The organism is Shewanella sp. K8 (genome assembly GCF_028823715.1).
In the GTDB taxonomy this organism is placed as follows: domain Bacteria; phylum Pseudomonadota; class Gammaproteobacteria; order Enterobacterales; family Shewanellaceae; genus Shewanella; species Shewanella algae.
Window position 1 is genome coordinate 98269 of record NZ_JAPEHY010000011.1, and the last position, 16421, is coordinate 114689.

At 49.0% G+C, this 16421-nt stretch carries 12 protein-coding genes, 1 tRNA gene and 1 pseudogene; 7 read left to right on the plus strand and 7 right to left on the minus strand.

Annotated elements, in window-relative coordinates; genetic code table 11:
* Nucleotides 1-603 precede the first annotated feature (603 nt).
* Together tcdA and pepT are read left to right on the plus strand one after the other, a co-directional pair.
* Nucleotides 604-1437, plus strand: coding sequence for a tRNA cyclic N6-threonylcarbamoyladenosine(37) synthase TcdA (gene tcdA, locus ON072_RS08170; protein ID WP_037436925.1), 834 nt, complete (start codon nucleotides 604-606; stop codon nucleotides 1435-1437).
* Between the two features lie 86 nt (nucleotides 1438-1523).
* A complete protein-coding gene (gene pepT / locus ON072_RS08175; protein WP_071237150.1) occupies nucleotides 1524-2753 on the plus strand; it encodes a peptidase T in 1230 nt (409 codons plus the stop codon).
* Nucleotide 2754: 1 nt separating this feature from the next.
* Here pepT and ON072_RS08180 read toward each other — a convergent pair whose 3' ends face one another.
* Nucleotides 2755-4386: a sensor histidine kinase gene (locus tag ON072_RS08180; protein ID WP_044733716.1), complete on the minus strand. Its 1632-nt coding sequence runs from the start codon at nucleotides 4384-4386 to the stop codon at nucleotides 2755-2757.
* Between the two features lie 167 nt (nucleotides 4387-4553).
* Here ON072_RS08180 and ON072_RS08185 point away from each other — a divergent pair, with 167 nt between their 5' ends.
* Entirely contained in the window at nucleotides 4554-5165 is a 612-nt protein-coding gene (locus tag ON072_RS08185) for a superinfection exclusion B family protein (RefSeq protein ID WP_044735654.1), read from the plus strand.
* Between the two features lie 84 nt (nucleotides 5166-5249).
* On the opposite strand, the gene ON072_RS08190 is transcribed toward ON072_RS08185, so the two are convergent.
* Nucleotides 5250-5378 (minus strand): DUF3149 domain-containing protein, encoded by a 129-nt coding sequence (locus tag ON072_RS08190; protein ID WP_071237139.1) that lies wholly within the window; start codon nucleotides 5376-5378, stop codon nucleotides 5250-5252.
* 271 nt (nucleotides 5379-5649) lie between these two features.
* Between ON072_RS08190 and ON072_RS08195 the strand changes: the two genes are divergently transcribed.
* On the plus strand, nucleotides 5650-7239 hold the full coding sequence (locus ON072_RS08195) for a bacteriohemerythrin (protein WP_025888780.1): 1590 nt from the start codon (nucleotides 5650-5652) through the stop codon (nucleotides 7237-7239).
* Nucleotides 7240-7369: 130 nt separating this feature from the next.
* Nucleotides 7370-7456: transfer RNA gene (locus ON072_RS08200), tRNA-Leu, on the plus strand.
* Between the two features lie 345 nt (nucleotides 7457-7801).
* Here the strand turns inward: ON072_RS08200 and ON072_RS08205 are convergent.
* A pseudogene (locus ON072_RS08205) lies at nucleotides 7802-8156 on the minus strand (transposase); the annotation flags it as partial.
* Between the two features lie 911 nt (nucleotides 8157-9067).
* Nucleotides 9068-9886: an AraC family transcriptional regulator gene (locus ON072_RS08210; protein WP_186305345.1), complete on the minus strand. Its 819-nt coding sequence runs from the start codon at nucleotides 9884-9886 to the stop codon at nucleotides 9068-9070.
* Between the two features lie 254 nt (nucleotides 9887-10140).
* Here ON072_RS08210 and ON072_RS08215 point away from each other — a divergent pair, with 254 nt between their 5' ends.
* Both ON072_RS08215 and ON072_RS08220 read left to right on the plus strand, forming a co-directional pair.
* Nucleotides 10141-11214, plus strand: a complete 1074-nt coding sequence (locus tag ON072_RS08215; protein ID WP_144377730.1) for a redoxin domain-containing protein — start codon at nucleotides 10141-10143, stop codon at nucleotides 11212-11214.
* Between the two features lie 87 nt (nucleotides 11215-11301).
* Complete coding sequence (locus ON072_RS08220; RefSeq protein ID WP_274626021.1) at nucleotides 11302-13323, plus strand: protein-disulfide reductase DsbD family protein; 2022 nt, start codon at nucleotides 11302-11304, stop codon at nucleotides 13321-13323.
* A 164-nt stretch (nucleotides 13324-13487) separates the two neighbouring features.
* Here the strand turns inward: ON072_RS08220 and ON072_RS08225 are convergent, their stop codons facing one another.
* From ON072_RS08225 to ON072_RS08235, 3 genes are all read right to left on the minus strand, one after another.
* Nucleotides 13488-14135: a CatB-related O-acetyltransferase gene (locus tag ON072_RS08225; RefSeq protein ID WP_044733724.1), complete on the minus strand. Its 648-nt coding sequence runs from the start codon at nucleotides 14133-14135 to the stop codon at nucleotides 13488-13490.
* Between the two features lie 297 nt (nucleotides 14136-14432).
* Nucleotides 14433-15593, minus strand: a complete 1161-nt coding sequence (ampC, locus tag ON072_RS08230; protein ID WP_101059234.1) for a class C beta-lactamase — start codon at nucleotides 15591-15593, stop codon at nucleotides 14433-14435.
* Between the two features lie 211 nt (nucleotides 15594-15804).
* Nucleotides 15805-16421: IS3 family transposase (locus tag ON072_RS08235; RefSeq protein ID WP_274626022.1), on the minus strand; the 617-nt coding region annotated here is incomplete at its 5' end.

Genomic DNA, 16421 nt, shown 5'->3' on the forward strand with positions numbered 1-16421 from the left:
GTATTTATGGTTATTTAACAAACGAGTGTTCCTGGATTTGTAGCGGACATCCTGTCCGTCACAAAGCTGCGCTGATTCTTACAGTTTTGTTTGCTCAAGATTGTGGCCTAGATCAAACTTTTTGCCCCATTCTTGTGGGAAAAGCCTTAATCTGTGACCAAAATGTCCATTTCGGTTAAAAACTATTCAACCGCCATTGTTCACAAAATCAGCATAATCATCTTTTCGCTATAAAAAGATAACTTTGCAGTATGAAGGACTGTATCAGCTGGTTATTTTTAATGGATCAAATTGTAAATTAGTGATAGATGAAATTTTAATAAAAGTGAAATTTTTCATCATAAAAATGATATTTATGTGCTCTGGTTCTCATTTAGGCACCCAATCCGGCCAGTGGCAAACTCTGCCTTATATAGCCAAGTAGCTGTCCTGGTTCACTCCATGGTGCCCTATCTATCCCTAAAAGAAGCTCTGTATTTACTAAGCCGTTTATATCCATAAGCCCAAGCAAAACATACCCGGGATATACACACTCTCTTACTCGGCTTGGGGATAGCCGGGTATTCGGCTAAAATGCCGCCGAAGATAATTGGGAACCAAGTTATGCAAGATACAGACACTGAACTGCTGGAGTCCGAAGCCTATCAACAGCGCTTTGGCGGCATTGCCCGTTTATATGGTGTTGCTGCACTGGCAGCCTTTTCCAAGGCTCATGTAATGGTGATAGGTATAGGTGGCGTCGGCACTTGGGTTGCAGAGGCTTTGGCCCGCAGTGGAATAGGGCACATCAGCCTGATGGACCTCGACGATGTGTGTGTGACCAATACCAACCGTCAGATCCATGCTTTGGCAGACACCATAGGCGAGTCCAAGGTCGCCGTGATGGCGCAGCGGATTAAGGCGATTAATCCTCTATGCCGGGTGGATGAAATAGAAGACTTTATTGCAGCAGATAATCTGAGTCAGTATCTGGCACAGGACAAGGGCATAGACTTTGTGGTGGACTGCATAGATGCGGTAAAGCCCAAGGCGGCCTTAATTGCCTGGTGCAAACGCAATAAGATTAAGTTGGTGACTATTGGCGGTGCCGGCGGTCAGACAGATCCAACCCAGATCCAGCAAACGGATCTGGCCAAGACTTTTCAGGATCCATTGCTGGCCAAGGTACGCAACTTGCTGCGTAAAGAGTATGGTTTCAGCAAGAATCCACAGCGGCGGTTTGCCGTTGATGCCGTGTTTTCCAGTGAACACCTCAAGTATCCCCAGACGGATGGCAGTGTCTGTTCCACCAAGGTTGGTGTCGAAGGTAGCATGAGAATGGATTGCTCCTCGGGATTTGGTGCCGTGACCATGGTGACCGGCAGCTTTGGCTTTGTGGCAGCCAGCCGGGTGTTGGCGCGCTTGGCGCAGGAAGCCAATAATCCCAAGCCTGAATAAACAGCACAAAACATGATCTGAGTCTAATGCAGCAGGTGTCTGGATTGTTAGAATCCAGACACTTTTTCGCTACAGATATTCAGCTTATGCGACAAGCGCTGCTCAATCGTTTCCTGCGGTATGTCAAACAGGATACACAAGCCGATCCGAACTCCCAGTCTATTCCCAGTTCCCAAGGTCAGGTGGCCTTTGCCAGGCAGTTACAGCAAGAACTGCTCGAGTTGGGATTTGATGATGTCTTCCTCAGTGAATCATGCTGCCTTTATGCCAAATTAGCGGCGAATACTGCCAAGGTGCCGGCAATCGGCTTTTTGGCTCATATGGATACGGCGGCAGATTACTCCGGCGCCGGGGTAAAACCTCGGGTGATAGATGACTACCAAGGGCAGATCATTGAACTGGAGCAGGGGGAAGCGCTTAGTCCTGAGCAGTTTCCTTCTTTGCTGAACTACCTCAATAAAACATTGATCACTGCCGATGGCACTACGCTATTGGGCGCGGATGATAAGGCAGGCATAGCCGAAATCATCACGGCGCTGCACTATCTATTGCAACACCCTGAAATTCCCCATGGAGAGATCAACCTCTGTTTTACGCCCGATGAGGAGATAGGCCGAGGTACTGATGGCTTGGAGCTCGAGCGTTTCGGCGCCGATTGGGCCTATACAGTCGATGGTGGCGCAGTTGGCGAACTTCAATATGAAAACTTCAATGCCGCCACTGCGGTGATCACCGCAAAAGGCAATAATTGTCATCCAGGCAGTGCCTATGGGGTGATGGTCAATGCCTTGACCATGGCTGCCAGATTTCACGCCAGAATGCCACTCAATGATGCACCCGAGACCAGCGAAGGTTATCAGGGCTTTTTCCATCTGTTATCCATGGAAGGCCAAACAGAAGAAGCCAGGTTGGTGTACCTGATAAGGGACTTTGATAGGGCTCAGTTTGAGCAGCGCAAGGCCTGGCTGCAGGAATCTGTGACCAAATGTAATGCCGAGCTGCAGGCCGGTAGCCTGGAGATTAGCATCAGCGACAGTTATTACAATATGAAGGACTGCATCTTGCCTGTGCCTCATGTGACAGATATTGCCTGTCAGGCGATGGAGATGGCCGGCATAACACCGGATATCAAACCTATCCGCGGCGGCACTGACGGTGCGCAACTGTCCTGGAAGGGGCTGCCTTGCCCCAACATCTTTGCCGGTGGCCACAATTTCCATGGCAAACATGAGTATGTTTGTCTTGAGTCAATGGAAAAGGCGGTAGAGGTGATCATCAATATCGCCAGGTTAACCACTCAAAGATACGCCGAGTAATCTAAATAAAGAGTTCCACCCTGTCGTCATCGGCGGGGCGGGACTCTATCACAGCCGGGAAGCGAACCCGAAAGTGTGCGCCGCCGAGGCTGGAGTCATTGAGAAGGGTGATATTGCCCTTCAGTAGTGTGACGGCATTGAAGGCCGCCGCCAATCCAAGCCCGGTGGCGCCGGTTCGTCTGCTGGTGGTAAAGAAGGGCTCAAAGATCTGGCCGGCAATCTCGGGGGCGATTCCCTTGCCATTGTCTTCGATATCCAGCTGTAGTTCTTGACCCTGCTGTTGTGCGCTGATGCTGATCTTATGGCCGGTATCACCCTCAAAGGCGTGAGCATAGGCATTGGAAAGTATGTTGGTCACTATCTGCTTCAGCAGGCTGTGGCTGCTGGTAAGCCAAAGATCGGCTTCGACCTGGATCTCCACATCTACCTGGAATTGCTTGAAAGATAGCGCTACAGCATCGGCAAATTCCTGCAATACCTGGGGTAGCAGCATCTGTTCGTGCACGTCATTGCCTTGCTCGGCAGCAATCGCCTTGAACTTCTGGATCAGGTTACTGGCGCGGGTAATGTTACTGATGATCAATTCACAGCTCTGTTGATATTCGTTGAGAATGGCATTGAGCTCTTCCAGCGTAGCGCCATCGTTTTGCAACAGTTCAACCAATTCATTGATATGCTGCAGCTGACTACTGGCAGCGGTGAGGCAGATACCTATCGGGGTGTTTATCTCATGGGCGATGCCGGATACCAGACCGCCGAGCGCGGCCATTTTCTGCTGTTCGACCATCACCTGTTGAGCCCGTTCCAACACCAACAGCGACTGTTCAAGTTCTTTGGTTTGTTCTTTGACCTGCCTTGCCAGCTCATCTTTATAACTGCGTTCCAGTTCCAACAGTCTTTCCCTGTCACTCAGAGCTTCTTGCAGTTCGTAGCGGGAGCGGTTCAACTGGGTGAAGGAGGCGCGCAGCTGTTGCTGCATCAAATTGATGGCCAGGGCAACCTGGGTAAATTCATCCTGTTTGTCCCGGCGCTTAAACTGCAGTGGTTGATAATCCTGCTCCAAATCGAGCTCTGAGCAGTACTCACTCAGTTGCAACAGGTGCCGGGTAATGGTGGCCCAAACCAGATAGAGAATGAAACCGGCCACCAGAAAGGTCTTGATACCATTGGCCAGTAGTATCAGTAAGGCCTTGTTCACCAATCTGTCGTAGATTTTGGAGAGATCGGCTTGAACTCTCAGCTCACCGACATTGAAATTCTGGCTGCTGGTCTTGTGCACCAGCGGAAAGCGCTTCTCTATTACACCTTGGTCTCTGTACTCGCCGGCGGTCCATTCTTTACCACTGTCATCTTCTATGACCACATAGCTGGTATCCGGCAGTTGGTTGAGACCGTTGAGTTGGGTCTTGATAAGCCTTTCATCTATTACCCAGATACTTGCCGCCAGCACATCCAGGTTGGCTTTTTCAATATTGGCAAACTCATCGTTGATTCGGCCAATGTCACCCTTGTAATCGGAAACCAACTGCAAACCTGTGGTCACCAGAGTGATCAGTGAGCTGAACAGGATAATAGCCAGAGTCAGCCTGCGGCCGATGGGACTACTGATGAGCTGCTGCATAAAACCGGGCATTAATTTCAACTATCTTAAGTGCTTGCTGTGGATAGCTTTAAGCATAGCTTCGCATCTGACTTTCGCGGCATTTTTTGTTGCCGCTGATGGCAAAGTTCACTGAGCAATCCTGGCACTGGTTTTGCTTGATTAGCGGTTGGAACAATTTTCTGACGCTGGATAGAGCCATGAAGAGACTGAAACTTGAGGTATTGAAAGAGGGCAAGTTCAAGGCCGCTGCATTGCAACTGACACTGTGGGTGCTGCTGATAACCACATTGCTGCTGTTTATGCCAAAGTCCTTGCTGGCCCTGTTGCATTTGGAATCCTGGGTAGACACCAATGCCCATTATATTGGCCTGACACTGCTGCTGGCCTTGGCCTATATTGGTGCGCTGGCCGTCAATCTGTTGTTGGATGAAGCGATAAGCCGTTTGAGTGAGCGCCGGATCAACGAAATGATTGAAGAGAAAGTCAGGTTACTGGATCCCGCCGAGCGTGCCCTGTTAAGGGAGTTCTTCCTGCAGGGAGCCAGTGTTTTGACTCTGCCGCAAAATGAAACGCCGGTGCAGGCACTGCTCAAGGCTCACATACTCGAGAGCCTGGGAAATGAACGCCATTACGCCATTCAAGGCCCCACAGCCGAGTACAAGATAGCCATGGCTGCCCGTAAGCATCTGAACCGCAAAGTATTGCGTTTACCATCCGGAGAGCCCAGCCAGGAAGAGCTGCAGCATCTTATCAAGGCAAGACCGCAATTTATCAATGGTATTGCCCAAGTGCGGAAACATGCCGCTTGAAGACGGCAAAAAAGAGGGCAGCCACAGGCTGCCCAAGCAATACTCAAAAACGTCATTGCATTTAAAAGAACATGGAAATCAAAGCTAAGGCTTTGCTGACTTTACAATAAACATCCACATAATGTAGGAGATGATCCCGATCGTACTGAAGATAACTATCATCGACAGTAAACCTATGGGGTTTCCGAACATTAGATCTAACCAGAATGCCATCACTGAAGTCCTCTTTCTTGTAAAGTCAAAGCTAAACTAACCAAATTTGCTTCGGCCGGAGCTGATCTCGATCAACAAATGTTGTCAGAGTTGTTAATCGGGTAAATCAGCTTGTTAAAACATGAGCTTTATCATGTTTTGCTTAAATTAGCCGGCTAAGGAGCAACGTAAGTGTTCCCTAAAGGGAATAGGATCAAAGGCTAATATTAATTACTACACTAAAGGAGTAGGGTGGCTTGGCCTGCGATTGTTCATTGGCAAGGAGCGTGCGATGCAAACATCCCGAGGTCTTTTAAAACTGATATTAAACCAGTGGCAGTTTTATCCGCTGTTGCTCTTGTTGCTTTTCCCCCTGTGGAGCCTGTTACACGGCGCCAGTTATCTCGCCTTTGCTTCTCTATTGGTCGCCTTGATAGTGCTGGCTTGGCTCGGTGCCAGACAACTGTCCAATCTCAAGCGCCTGGAAAACGCCGCCCGTCATCTGGGAGAAGGCGATCTCAGCTATCAGTTGTCGGAACAGGATGCCGGCATGTTCCATTCTGTGGTCCACGGTATCAACCGTATGGGAGAGGACGTTGGCCGCACCATTCTGTCTTTGGTCAATACCGCAGATGCGATGAAGAGTGTGGCCATGGATATCAAGTCCATCAGCGATGCCGCCCATATCGGAGTGGAGGAGCAGGAAAAACAAGCGGAATTGGCAGCGACCGCCATGACCCAGATGGTTTCTACTGTGCAGGAAGTCAGCCGCAATGCTGCCAGTGCCGCCAATGCCGCAGAAGAAGCCAGGCAGGCGGCCCGCAGTGGCGACCAAACTGTCAGGCAGGTGGTGCGGCAGATAGATGATATGTCGGCTCAGGTTGGGCAAACTCAGCAAGTTATTGCCCGCCTGGCGGAAGACAGCAACAACATAAGTACCATCATAGACACCATTTCCCAAGTGGCAGAGCAAACCAATCTGCTGGCGCTCAACGCCGCTATCGAGAGTGCCCGCGCCGGCGAGCATGGCCGAGGTTTTGCTGTGGTTGCCGATGAAGTCCGTAGCCTGGCACAGCGGACGTCTGCGGCTACAGTTGAGATCCAACAACAGATATTGCAATTGCAACAGGGCGCCGATGAAGGCGTGAAAGTGATGACCACCAGTGTCGAGCAGGCCAGTGCCACCCATGCTATGGCTCACCAGGCGCAGCAAGCATTGGGGCAAATTGTGGCTCAGATTGAAAGCATTACAGATATGTCGCATCAAATAGCGGCAGCTTCGGAACAACAACAGGCAGTTGCCGAAGAGATCAGCAGCAATATCTCATCAATGGCACAAGTGGCGGTGGAGAATGCCAAAGAGACCCACAGTACCAACCTCTCCAGCCTGAAGGTATTCAATATGTCGCAGGAGATCAGTTCCCTGCTTGGGCGCTTCCATGTCGACAAACGGGCGATGGAACAGTTGGAGAAACGCCATCGCTTTGTTGAGTGGGGGCCGCAGTTGGATCTCGGCATGGAAGAGATCAATCGTCAGCACCAACGTCTGGTATCCCTGATCAATGAACTGCACCGCACCTTGGAAGAAGCTTATGGCCTGGAAGCGATTAAACGCATAGTACAGGGCCTGGTGGATTACACCGCCAATCATTTCGCCTATGAAGAGGAGTTGTTTGCCCGTTTCGGTTATCCGCAGACCGAGCAGCACAAGCTTAAGCACCAGCAATTAGTGGCTAAGGTACTGGATTTCCAGAAACGAGTGGCCAGTGGTGAAGATGTTGCCGATGAATTGATGACCTTCCTCAAATCCTGGCTTATCAACCATATTCAGGGCAGTGACAAGGAGTACACAGGCTTCCTAATTGCCCGCGGAGCCCAGTAGTCAGACTGAATTTTGTCCAACCGATCAGGATTTTGGCAAACAGGCTCGTAAAGCGCTTGCCATTGAAGTGAGCACAGGTATAATGCCGTTCACTCGCCGATGAGACTTCATCGCGAAACAATCTATATGTGCCAGAGTGGTGAAATTGGTAGACACAGGGGATTCAAAATCCCCCGCCCTTAAAAGCGTGTCGGTTCGAGTCCGACCTCTGGTACCATCTCCCTGAGAGATAACAGAAACCGACCCTGAGTCGGTTTTTTTGTTTTCAGGTCAGATTCAGCCCCGAGTCAGGTCTGAGTCGGTCATTGCGCCACGCGCGCATCGGCTGGAAGGCCAGCCCCGTCGCTCCGACCTCTGCTACCATCTCTCATAGAGATAACAGAAACCTGCCTTGGGTCGTTTTTTGTTTTCAGGTGGTTATATCATCCGGCCCACAACCTTGACCCCATAGTTCTGCTTTAATTTCCCATAACCAAACGCTCACATTAGTAGGCTTTCTCACTTCACTATGCCGGCATTTTATTGGTCAACTAGCCTGTTAATCTGGCGCTGGAGGATCCCCTCATAATTCGGGTCTCCCAGAAGTGTTAACCCGTTTAAGAAATTCACCCTAGGGCCTGCGGAAATGTGATTGAGTATTCCGGACGTTGTCGCGTCTCCTTATCAAGCCAGAGCGATACATCAAAGCCTATCAACAGCAACACATCATAACGGTTTGGACAATGGTTGCAGTTTTGTCTGAGTCCATGTCGTTTGAGGTCGCGAAAGATTTCTTCTCCTTGCATCCGTCTGGCATAAAGCTTGACCACCTGGGTTGAAGAGAAAACCTCCATAGGCAAGTTGGTTGCCAGTAACCAAGGTTCTTTACTGCCAATACGGTAACTTTGGTGTGCCGTATGATTGCGTCCTTCGTTCGATAACCCTATGGTGTTATAACTGATATTTCAGCCGACGCGATAGAGCACGAACAGCTTAGTCTATTGTTTCCCCTTAAAGCATCATTGGTGACAGACGAAATTAATGTTGATGGCAAGTGGGTTAAGTTAAAGCCTGGCATGTCAGTCATGGTAGAGGTTAAAACGGGTACCCGCCGACTGATGGAGTTTTTGTATGCACCATTAATTCGAGGAGTAAGTAAAGGGGTGAACTGACTTAGTTTTTTGTAAAAATATCATTAATGTATGCTTTCTACGATTGAGATTCACAATAGAACCAGTTTTCATATTCTAACTTTTGGCAGAAATGATAAAACTCTTCAGTTTCATCTTTCACTGATTGTCTAACAGACTTAACTTGATATTCTTCAGTGTATCCGTCGGAGCTAAATAAGTAATAACGATAGGGCATTAACCAACTCGCCCACCCGCCAAAAGAATACCGTATAGATATCCTTTGGTTAATTTTACTAAAAGTAATTCGTTTAATGCTGTGTTTTTTCATTAAACTCCTTATGTAAGGTTCAGATGAGTTTCTTATATCAAAAAATATATCGCCATTCACTTTGTTTGAATCGATCAATTCATTGTTAATTTTGACAAGATCTTGCGAAACCGCATAAGTGTTGATGCCGGACTCTCTAATGAATAGGCATGATAATAGTATGATAAAAAACAAAAAGTACTTCCTTCATAGTCTTTTGAACAATTTTTGCATTTTGGCGACAGCTCAACTTTGAAGTGCCACACCCGCATATCCAGCATGACGGTGCTTCTGGAACACCATTTCAGGACGTCGACTGGAATATTAACATATAAACAGGGGAAATCTTATCGATGGAGATGTACAGTCTTGAGTTTATTAGTGCTATCAAAATGTGGTGGTTTCAGTGCTATCGCCCCTGTAGGGCCTTGCTTCTAAAACTTCCAGGGGTAATGCCTATCACCTGTTTGAATTCTCGAATGAAATGGGCTTGGTCATAAAAGCCGGCGTGATAGCCTATCTCTGTAAGAGACTTATCTGTTTCCTGCTTGAGTAGTTCCCGGGCGAAGGCTGTGCGCTGCAAGATACTGTAATTCTTGGGAGACATGCCTAAGTTTTGCTGGAACAAACGTTCGAGTTGGCGCTGGCTGATATCTATCTCGGTCAATAAGTTGCGGATCTCTCCCTGGCCTTTTTGGGCGATTATCCAGTGCAGTGCATATTTCATCCTCGGCTCCATTGCCTTGGCCAATGATTCATGACCTGCCAGATATTGCATCAGCCTGGTTTCCAGAAGCGCAATGCGTTCCGGCGCTGTCGGCAGTATGGCCAGGCGCTGCGCCAGTTCATCGCTGAGCAGCGCCAAAGACAGGTCGGCCGGTGTCAGGGTTTGCCCCAAGATTTCCGAAAGGGGGGATTTTAAAAATGCGCGTCCGCTGCCAGGCCAGAAGCGGATCCCCAAAGCATCTACCTGACCTGACAACTCCAATCTGGTGCTTTGCCTTGTGGGCCCTGTCACCAGGCACAGCGATTTATGCAGCAAGCCATCAAGGTGCATCGGGGCGCCAAAATTGAAGATGATGCCTGTGCCTCCCTCGGGATGCATAAATTCTGTCGATAGTGATTCAGGACCGGCTGGTCTATAAATCTGCCAGTAACAACTGATATAAGGCCGCAGTAGAGCACAGGGCTGATAACGCTGAAAACCAAGATGTGGCAATGTCGACATATTACTGTGCTCCATCAACTGGGGGCGGGTATATCAAAGCTCGGCTGGGCAAAAACACGGTAACCCTCACTGCATCTTAATGAAATGTCGAAAATCTACAATTCGCATTTCTCATCATTAGCTAATATTCCAGCAGCCGTGATACCTGGCATTTCATTGCGTAACCAATTCAAGGCGACTTTGTATCTCAGTCAGGTAAACCTCCTTGGTCCTCACGGCCTTCATTTAGCCATTACCTGATATGGGAATACAGCATGACGCATTTACCCCCTAAGCTATCCAAGTTATTGATTGTGGGTCTTTTAACCCCGCTTCTGTCTGTTGTGTTTGGAGGGCAGGCCTCGGCGGAGGATGATTTTGCCGCCGAGGGGGAAAGAAGGGCCAAACTCGCCGGTAGCGAACTCATTGGCACACCGGCGCCGCAGCGAGAGCTGACTACTCTGACCGGAGAAACGCTCAATCTACAACAGCTGTATGGCAGCAAGCCTGTATACATCAAGTTTTGGGCAACTTGGTGTGTTCCATGTCGCCAGCAGATGCCGGGGTTTGAAAAAATTTATCAGCAGTACGGTGAGAAGTTGCAAGTGATCGCCGTGAATACCGGTATCAGTGATGACATCAATTCCGTCGGGGCTTTTGTGAAACAGGCCGGTTTGAACATGCCGGTGACCATAGACGATGGCACTCTGGCCAGGGCGTTTAAGCTAAGGGTAACCCCGCAGCACTTTTTGGTTGATAGGAGTGGCCGTATTGCGTATGTGGGGCATCAGGATGACGAGGCGTTTCATCAGGCGTTGGAAGCGGTTATCGCAGACAAAGGTGAAAATAAGGCGCTGCTCAGCGGCACTGTTGCCGAAAAAGCTTCAGGCTACGAAGTTGGCGATAAGCTTGCCTCTTTGAGATTGAAGTCGATTGACAGCATTGACTACCCGTTGCCGTCCACAACCCGGCAGGGTAAAGCTACCGGGCTCGTGTTCTTTGCCCCCTGGTGTGAGTGGTACCTGGCTGAATCAGAGCCGGATACCGCCAAATCGTGTCGATTGGTGCGGCAAATGGTTGAGCAGTCCACCTCCAATGGCAAGTCTCAATGGTTGCATATTTCCACTAACCTCTGGTCATCCCGGACAGATTTGGTCGAGTACCAAACCAATTATCAAACTCGTTTGCCAATTGTTTTCGATGAGGAAGGCAGCCTGTTTGGGCAATTCGGTGTTACCCAGTTGCCGACCATAGTCTTTATCGATGAGAGCGGCAAAGTCACTGAAAAGGTTAGCCGTCAGACACCTGACTTTGCCGAACGCCTCCAGGTGTTACTCAGTGGTAAGTAAAGCGGTTGGAGCGCAGAACATACAATGAAAACCACCTCGTTATGGATGCAAATTATTACTGCTTGCCTGCTCATGGTGTGTTCTGCAATGTCAGCGCAAGCCTATGAAGATGAAGGTCAAAAGATAGCGGCCTCACTTTTACTTGAGTCCCGCATGCCAGCGGCCGGAACCGAAACCACCTTGGCAATACGTATGTCTCCCCAGGCGGGCTGGCATGGCTACTGGTTAAACCCTGGGGACGCCGGGTTCCCGCAGCAGCTGCAATGGCATCTGCCTGAAGGGGTAACGGTTGGCGAGCTGCAATATCCCGCTCCCGAGCAGTTGCTGGCAAGTGACCTGATGAATTACATCTATCACGGCGACTATGCCTTATTGGCACCATTGGTTATTGCTGATGATATTGCGGCGGGCACACCTATCACCCTCGCCGTGGATATTCGCTATCTGGTGTGCAGTCCCAAGTTGTGCGTGCCCGAGCAGCAGCGGTTACAAACCCGGTTCAAAGTTGGGGAAAAGGGAGCGTCCAAGAAATATCTTGAGACCTTTAATACATGGCGACAGTTGATACCAAGGCCTGCCGCGGCGTCGGCAGATTTTACTGTTCACAAGGATCAGTTTGTATTGTCGCTGCCGTTACCTGAATCTATCACTCTGGCCGAGGAGCCGCACTTTTACCCCGAGGTGAACGGGGTGCTATCCAACACGGCATCACAATCCTTTGTTCGAAAGGGCGATCGCCTCTTTATGCAAACCGTTGCCACTGAGGGCAATGTCAGCGACTTTTACGGGGTGCTTTCCTTGAATGAGACGCTGGCAATCAGAGTCAAGGCTGTCCGGCAACCGGAGGGCGACTTGGTGTTTCCAACCCAGGTGAGTTTGCCGCCCGAGCAACCCGGCAATTTGCTCGTCACCTCTCTGATTGCCGTACTCGGGGCGGTACTGGGTGGATTCTTGCTGAATTTGATGCCCTGCGTATTTCCCATTCTGAGTTTGAAAGTGCTGAGCCTTGCCAATTTGAGTGATGAGCGTGTGGCCAGAACCGGGGCAGTGGCTTACACCCTTGGGGCTGTGCTGGCGTGCCTTCTCCTCGGTGCCTTCATCTTAATGTTGCGGGAGTTTGGCCATCAAGTGGGCTGGGCGTTTCAATTGCAGCGACCGGAAATCATAGTAGCGCTTATTCTGTTGATGATGGCCATAGGGCTGAATTTGGCCGGTTTGTTTGAACTGGGTACCCTGAGTTCGGGTAGTCGGTTGCAGCATAAGCCTGGGGCGGTGGGAGATTTTTGGACCGGAGTGCTGGCTGCATTCGTGGCAACCCCTTGTACCGGGCCCTTTATGGCCACCGCGCTGGGCGCCGCCCTGGTGTTGCCGACGAGCATAGGGGTGATGGTGTTTGCCGGATTGGGGTTGGGCATGGCTTTGCCCTTTTTACTGGTGGGGTTTGTTCCGGCATTGCGTCAACGTATGCCCAGACCCGGCGCCTGGATGGTGACGACAAAACGTTTATTTGCTGTGCCCATGTTCTTAACGGCTCTGGGATTGGTTTGGGTATTGATGCAACAGTCTAACAGCCAATATGTGTTTACTGCGTTGCTGTTGGTGTTGTTACTGAGTTTGGGATTATGGCTTACTGGATTGTTCCAACAGACCGGGCGTCAAAAACCTTGGTGGCCACTGGTTTTGGTGTTAGTCATTAGCGGCGGCTCCCTGACGACAGTTGCTCCCGGAAGTGGCACCAAGGCAACTGTCACAGATGCAGAGAGCACCATGGCGTTCGATGAAGAAACTCTCTCGGCCTTGGTAAAAGATCAGGATGTCTTTGTCTATTTCAGTGCCGACTGGTGTTTAACCTGTAAAGTGAATGAGAAGACAGCCATTGAGCGGCAGGAAACCCAAGCGGCTTTTTCCCGTGCCAATACGGCGGTGATGTTGGGGGACTGGACAAATGGTGACCCAGAGATCACTGGCTTTCTGGCAAAACATCACCGCTCTGGTGTGCCCTTATATCTTTGGTATCAAAGAGGGAACCTGCAGCCACAAGTATTGCCGCAATTGTTAACTTCCTCAATGCTGATTGAAAAAGCCGCAGGAAGGGCAACAAATTTGTGACGGTAAGTCATAGCCGTTCGCCTTTTGGCAAAGTCGCCAGCTCAAACATAAGCGCCGAGCTGGCGATAACTCGAATACCCTGACTGAGATAGAACGAATCCGGGGCTTCAGTATGGCTTGCTGAGCCACTAGGCAAGCTTCAGTCGGCAACTTGAGATAACCGCTTAATCAGCTTCCAGAATGTCGTTATCGTAAAGAGCACTGGCTTGCTTCAGGGCGTCAATATCATTTGCGCAAAGATATTGTTTAAGGTGATTAAACTTGTCTTCGGGCCAGTCATAAATCTTTAGAGCCAGAAGTTCTTCAATAATGGCTTTATCAAAGCGATATTTCACCGTTTTGGCAGGCGAGCCAGCCACAAAGCTGTACGGCTCAACGTCGTGAGTGACAACACTGTTTGCAGCAACAATAGCACCTTCGCCAATGGTGACACCAGGCATGATCATGGATCTCATGCCCAGCCATACCCCATCATGAATATGCGTATCACCTTTGCCGACATAGGCATCTTCGATAAAGTCCATAAATGGGTATAAACAAAACCAATCGGCTCTGTGAGTGCTGTTTCCACCCATCAAGATAACTACTTCCGGGGCGATGCAAACATAGTCACCTATATGGAGTTTATCGATTGTCCATGCCAACTCCCAATCGCGGCTGATCTCATCCCCTTGAAGATATCGTACGACGGATTGTTCAAAGCCCGAGTCCCAGCAGTCACTGTAATAACTGTGTTTACCCTTGATAGTGATGTTGGGGTTGGTGACCGCTTCATGCAGTAAGGTCACTTTTGACCAATGTTTGTTACTCATAATAGATACTCTGGAATTCTGTTTAACTGAATGAAAGCCCGCTGATTTCAAATCTCCATTTACCTTGGAGTTACATTTGCATCTAACAAGCCATATATTTTTTAATGTCGATTCTGGATTTGTAATAACAATATTTATTCAATGGTTAATACTGTCTTGTGTTAAATTTAATGGCGCATCTTTGGCTTTTTGTTGCCTGCGAAAGCAAGTGCCAGCTTGGAAATTAATAATTTTTACGCTTCATAGCCGCCGGCATGAGATACGAACCTTCTCTGTATGGAAATATTAAAATGCTCATCATTCCTGTGCTGCTGCAAGTATTTTATAGGCAGCTTCAACCCGTGCGCTAATGGGATAACTCTTATTTGCCAACATCACTATGGCCAGTTTTTTGGCCGGAATAAAAGCTACATAAGCACCAAAACCGCCGGTGGAGCCGGTTTTGTTTATCCAGACTTCCCCCGTTTTTTCAACGATATCGTCGCTGGCCTTCACTTTTGTTGGTTGCGATGCCATTTCTCTTGAGTTTCCTTCAAGTAATTTACTCAAGGTCAGTGGATATTCGTATATCTCCCAGCCCAACGCCTGGGTGAAGCTGGCTGTGTCATAATAGCCCTTGTGAGTCTCTTTGATGGCTGCAGCTATTTGAGGTGACAAAGGCTTGAGCCCCATGTTGGCCTCGAGGTAATGTAGCATATCGGCACTGGTGGATTTGACGCCATAACCCTCGGCATCAAGCATGCCTGGTGACACTCGTACGGGCTCATTTTTTGCATTATAACCAAAGGCATATTGCGCCACTCTGTTATCGGGTACCTTGACGAAGGTGTTGTTCATTGCCAACTGAGGCAAGACAGTTTGCTCCATCAACTCAGAAAACTCACGTTTCATGCTCAGCGCAGCAAGATAGCCATACAAACCTATGCTGGGGTTTGAATACAGTCTATGGGTTCCGGCGGCAAATTCAGGTTGCCAGGCTTTGTAGTAAGCCAGCATCTCATCATTGGTGGTGACTTCATTGGGAAACTGCAGCGGCAACCCTCCCGCTGTATAAGTGGCGAGATTGATAAGTTTGGTATTACCAATCGGAGTCCCTTCCCATACTTTCACATACTTGGCTGCATTATCTTCCAGGCTAAATGCTCCAAGGTTTTGTGCATAGCTACCCAATATGGCGGTAAAGGTTTTGCTGATAGAGCCCAATTCAAATAAGGTGTGCTGAGATACCTTAATGCCGGCATTCACATCGGCCATGCCATAGTGATAAAAATGCTGTTCTCCACCAATACTAATGGCGATAGCCATGCCGGGGATATGGTACTTTTCCATCAACATATCGGCTTGTTGGTCTACTTCATCCGTTATCGACTGGATATTTGCAGCAGGTGTTTCTGCCATAGCAAAATGAACGGAGAATCCGAGTACCATAGCCAGAAGTTTTGTCACTCTATTTATCATTTTATTTCCTTTCTAATCAGTGGTCGTTGAAACTATGTGGATAGCTTAATTTTCTTTTAAATACTATATAAGCTTCGTTAGGAAAGGTGCAAACAAGTCCCATGCGTGCTCTGCGTCGCTTTACAGCAATTGGCTTTCTGTGTTATCCGGCTTTGATAGGCCCTGACCTTTCCCCGAGATTAGTACCAATCTCTTGATGAGATTTTCCAGCTTATGCTGCTTGCTTGGCATACGCAACAGGCGGCATATAGTTCAGTGAACTATGAGGGCGAACATGGTTGTAGTGTTCACGCCATAGCTCGATTTCGTATCTGGCTTCGTCTAAGGTTCTGAACCAGTGCTGGTTCAGACATTCGTTCCTGAATTTGCCATTCAGGCTTTCCACAAAGGCATTTTGCGTCGGCTTTCCTGGCTGGATAAAGCCAAGTGTGACGCCCGTTTCCTTACTCCAGAAGAACATTGCCTTGCTGGTAAATTCTGTCCCATTGTCGCAAGTAACCTTCTTGGGTTTGCCTCGCTCTTCCATCAATTGGTCCAAGAATCTGGCGACCTGCCTACCACTAATGGCCACAGAGACTAATTGACCAACCATTTCCCGCGAATAATCATCCACGACATTCAGTACCCGAAAGCGACGACCATTGCTGAGTTGGTCTGACACAAAGTCCATAGACCAACGTTGATTGGGGGCTGGTGGCACCTCCATGGGCTGCCTTGGCCGGGTTAGCTTCTTGCGTTTCTTCGTCCTGACCTGCAAGCCTTCCTCCGTATAAAGCCGATAGGTTCGTTTGCGGTTTTTGACCCAGCCTTCACCCCTGAGCAAACCAT

Excerpts from the sequence above, each read along its gene's own strand:
- tcdA (WP_037436925.1), top strand. The coding sequence starts at position 604 with ATGCAAGATACAGACACTGAACTGCTGGAGTCCGAAGCCTATCAACAG.
- pepT (WP_071237150.1), top strand. The coding sequence starts at position 1,524 with ATGCGACAAGCGCTGCTCAATCGTTTCCTGCGGTATGTCAAACAGGAT.
- ON072_RS08180 (WP_044733716.1), bottom strand. The coding sequence starts at position 4,386 with ATGCCCGGTTTTATGCAGCAGCTCATCAGTAGTCCCATCGGCCGCAGG.
- ON072_RS08185 (WP_044735654.1), top strand. The coding sequence starts at position 4,554 with ATGAAGAGACTGAAACTTGAGGTATTGAAAGAGGGCAAGTTCAAGGCC.
- ON072_RS08190 (WP_071237139.1), bottom strand. The coding sequence starts at position 5,378 with ATGGCATTCTGGTTAGATCTAATGTTCGGAAACCCCATAGGTTTACTG.
- ON072_RS08195 (WP_025888780.1), top strand. The coding sequence starts at position 5,650 with ATGCAAACATCCCGAGGTCTTTTAAAACTGATATTAAACCAGTGGCAG.
- ON072_RS08210 (WP_186305345.1), bottom strand. The coding sequence starts at position 9,886 with ATGTCGACATTGCCACATCTTGGTTTTCAGCGTTATCAGCCCTGTGCT.
- ON072_RS08215 (WP_144377730.1), top strand. The coding sequence starts at position 10,141 with ATGACGCATTTACCCCCTAAGCTATCCAAGTTATTGATTGTGGGTCTT.
- ON072_RS08220 (WP_274626021.1), top strand. The coding sequence starts at position 11,302 with ATGTCAGCGCAAGCCTATGAAGATGAAGGTCAAAAGATAGCGGCCTCA.
- ON072_RS08225 (WP_044733724.1), bottom strand. The coding sequence starts at position 14,135 with ATGAGTAACAAACATTGGTCAAAAGTGACCTTACTGCATGAAGCGGTC.
- ampC (WP_101059234.1), bottom strand. The coding sequence starts at position 15,593 with ATGATAAATAGAGTGACAAAACTTCTGGCTATGGTACTCGGATTCTCC.